This is a genomic window from Bacillus haikouensis (genome assembly GCF_013179555.1).
Classification (GTDB): Bacteria; Bacillota; Bacilli; order Bacillales; family Bacillaceae_B; genus Rossellomorea; species Rossellomorea haikouensis_A.
On the sequence record NZ_JABMCR010000343.1, the window covers coordinates 1 to 3,755 of the forward strand.

Consider the following 3,755-nt stretch of genomic DNA (forward strand, 5'->3'; position numbering starts at 1 on the left):
CTTTGAATGTAAAAAAAACATTGAATAATAATGTGCTGATCGCCCAGCATGAAAGCTATGGGGAAGTCGTTCTGATTGGAAAAGGGATCGGGTTTAATCGAAAGAGCGGAGACCCCATCCGGAATGACATTGCGGAAAAAATGTTTGTCCTGAAAGGGGAAAAGGAGCAGGAACAGTATAAAAACTTGCTGCCGCTCCTGGATGAAGATATTTCGAATGTCATCATTTCTGCAATCGAATTGATAAGGGAACGCACGAATTCGTTCTTGAATGAACATATTCACATTGCACTTACTGATCATATCCTCTTTGCCATTAATCGACTGATGAGAGGGATGGAGATACGAAATCCCTTTTTAGTAGAAACGAGGACCCTCTATCCGTTTGAATATGAAATAGCCCGTGAAGTCGTCGGGATGATCAATGAGATGACGGATGTGAATCTGCCTGAAGGGGAAGTCGGCTTCATCGCGCTCCATATCCACAGTGCCATGATGAATAAAGATCTTTCGGAGGTCAATCAGCATTCGCAATTGATATCGAGGCTCACCTCCATGATCGAACAGCAGCTCGAAGTCAAAATCAACAAAGAAAGCGTCGATTATATGAGGCTGGTTCGTCATATCCGATACACAATCGAGCGTGTCCTGCGGGAAGAACGGGTCGAGGAACCTGAAAAAATAGCAAAACTGTTGAAAGAGGAATACCCTCTCTGCTATAATCTATCTTGGAAGCTGATCAAGATGATGCAGCAAACATTAAGGAAACCTGTTTATGATGCAGAAGCAGTGTACTTAACGATGCATCTGCAGCGTATACAGACAAAAGTTAAATAATGTACTTATCTATCTTACGTGTTACTGTTCGATCAGGCATGAGTAAAGAAGATAATTGAAACGTATGAATTGGGGTAGTCTATCCTTATACGTTCAATATCCTCTTTTCTCATGCCTTTTTTCATGGCCGGCTCCAGCGTCTGACTCCTCAAGACGTTTGGTCCGTCCAACGCTTGTCGGGGCTGAGCAAGGGGCTTCTGCTTTTCTTGTTTGCAGCTATCATCTAATCTGCTAAATTATGCACAATTATTAAAAGGAGGAAAACTTATGTTTAAAAAGGCTTTTGGCGTCTTACAAAAAGTCGGTAAAGCGTTAATGCTTCCAGTAGCGATATTACCGGCTGCAGGACTTCTGCTGGCATTTGGTAATGCCCTGCAGAATCCTACTTTATTGGAAATTGCTCCATTCCTTGCAAACGGCGGCGTTGAAACCGTTGCTGGAGTTATGGAACGAGCGGGTGGAATCATTTTTGATAACTTGCCGTTACTATTTGCGGTCGGTGTGGCCATTGGGCTGGCCGGCGGTGAAGGAGTTGCCGGACTTGCTGCCATTGTTGGTTTCTTGATTATGAACGTAACAATGGGGACAGTTGAAGGGTTAGGAATCGGTGATGTAACGGGTGAGGGGGTAGATCCTGCCCATGCACTTGTTCTCGGAATTCCGACACTTCAAACCGGGGTATTCGGCGGTATTATCGTCGGAATACTGGCAGCATATATGTACAACCGTTTCTTCCAAATCGAACTGCCTTCTTACCTGGGGTTCTTCGCAGGTAAACGGTTTGTACCGATCGCAACAGCAGCATCTGCAGTTGTATTAGGGTTGTTGATGCTATTGATCTGGCCGCCAATCCAAAACGGCCTGAACGCATTCTCGAACTTTATGCTGGGTGAAAACAGAGCTTTTGCTGCATTCATCTTCGGTGTCATCGAACGTGCCCTTATCCCGTTCGGACTTCATCATATTTTCTACTCACCATTCTGGTTTGAGTTTGGAACGTATACTTCAGAAGCAGGTAACATCATCCGTGGTGACCAGGCGATCTTCATGAAACAAATACAAGACGGTGTTCAAGATCTGACAGCTGGTACCTTCATGACAGGTAAATACCCGTTCATGATGTTCGGTCTTCCTGCAGCGGCCCTTGCGATCTACCATGAAGCCCGTCCTGAGCGTAAAGCGATAGTGGCAGGAATCATGGGTTCTGCAGCATTGACGTCTTTCTTGACAGGTATCACAGAACCGATTGAATTCTCATTCTTATTCGTAGCGCCGATACTGTTCGGTATTCATACGATATTTGCAGGTCTCTCATTCTTAACGATGCATTTATTAGATGTAAAAATTGGTATGACATTCTCTGGGGGTATGATTGACTATATCTTGTTTGGTCTGATTAATCCTCAGACTAACGCTTGGATCGTCATCCCTGTAGGTCTTGTATTTGCGGTCATTTACTACTTCGGATTCCGTTTTGCCATCCGTAAATGGAACCTTATGACACCAGGCCGGGAAGAAGTGGAAGAAGAAGACGATGCAGGTACAACAGCAACTGCGGGAGAACTTCCTTACAATGTTCTTAAAGCTTTAGGTGGAGAAGAGAACATTTCTCACTTAGACGCATGTATCACTCGACTGCGTGTTTCGGTAAACGACGCGAAAAACGTAGATAAACCAAGACTTAAGAAATTAGGTGCCTCAGGGGTACTTGAAGTAGGTAACAGCATTCAAGCAATTTTCGGTCCTAAATCCGATACATTGAAATCACAGATGCAAGACATCATGCGCGGAAAAGCTCCACGCAGAGCAGAAACAAGCGCAAATGAAGAAGTAGAACAACAAATTGAAGAAGTGAACCCTGAAGCACTTCAAACAACAGAAGCAGAAAAGAACGAAAAGTTCGTGTCACCTATCACAGGTGAAATCAAAGAAATCACTGAAGTGCCGGACCAAGTGTTCTCCGGGAAAATGATGGGGGATGGATTCGCTATCATACCATCAGAAGGAACAATTGTTTCTCCTGTAGACGGCAAAGTAGTGAATGTATTCCCTACTAAACACGCATTAGGACTCGAATCCAAGAATGGCCGCGAAGTTTTGATCCATGTCGGAATTGATACAGTTAAACTGGAAGGTAAAGGCTTTGAAACTCTTGTAAAAGAGGGAGACCAGGTTGAAGCAGGTCAGCCGTTACTGGAAGTTGACTTAGACTATATCAAAGAAAATGCGCCTTCTATCGTGACGCCGATCGTCTTCACGAACCTTAAAGAAGGTCAGCGAGTGACATTGGAGAAGACAGGTAAAGTGAACCGCAACGACGAAAATATTATTAAGATCGATTAATGTTACAAAGAAACCCCCGCGCCGAATCTGATAATTGGTGCGGGGGTTTCTTATATATAGAAGAAAGAAGTAGTGAAATTAGTAAATGATAGATGAAGGGTAATCTTCTGAAGGATAATCATTCTCGATTGATAGCATCAATTGAGGAGGGAGTAAAAGCATGCAGTATGCGCTTCATCCCCAATAGAACCGGCAGGGATGGCGTTGAAAATCATGAATGCCGCGTGATTTCAAACAGATAGAGTTTGGATAAAAAAGAGTGTTTCCAAAAAGTTTAAATTAATTTGGTGGAAACTGTTGACGGAACTCGAATTGGTTGATATACTTTAAAAACCGTCGCAAGTGAGACGCCAAAACAACTTGATTGATAGAAAATAAATTAAAAAAAGTTGTTGACAACAGCGTCGCATTATTGGTATGATGGTTAAGTCGCTTCAAACGAAGTGCGCAAAACATTGAACCTTGAAAACTGAACAAAACAAGACAATACGTCAACGTTAATTCTAGATTTACCGCAACGATTGAATCGTTGCAAACAAGAGCTATTCAAACTTTTATCGGAGAGTTTGATCCTGG

General features: G+C 43.1%; 2 protein-coding genes. Both read left to right on the top strand.

The annotated features are described in order from the left end of the window. Positions 1-2: 2 nt before the first annotated feature. On the top strand, positions 3-836 hold the full coding sequence (gene glcT, locus HP456_RS21085) for a glucose PTS transporter transcription antiterminator GlcT (RefSeq protein WP_172254779.1): 834 nt from the start codon (positions 3-5) through the stop codon (positions 834-836). A gap of 267 nt (positions 837-1,103) precedes the next feature. After that, the gene (gene ptsG / locus HP456_RS21090) at positions 1,104-3,179 is read left to right on the top strand and encodes a glucose-specific PTS transporter subunit IIBC (protein WP_172254781.1); all 2,076 of its coding nucleotides are present in this window, start codon (positions 1,104-1,106) and stop codon (positions 3,177-3,179) included. Positions 3,180-3,755: the final 576 nt, after the last annotated feature.

Bases quoted from the DNA above. Each gene is read 5' to 3' on its own strand.
- ptsG (WP_172254781.1), top strand. From the start codon at position 1,104: ATGTTTAAAAAGGCTTTTGGCGTCTTACAAAAAGTCGGTAAAGCGTTA.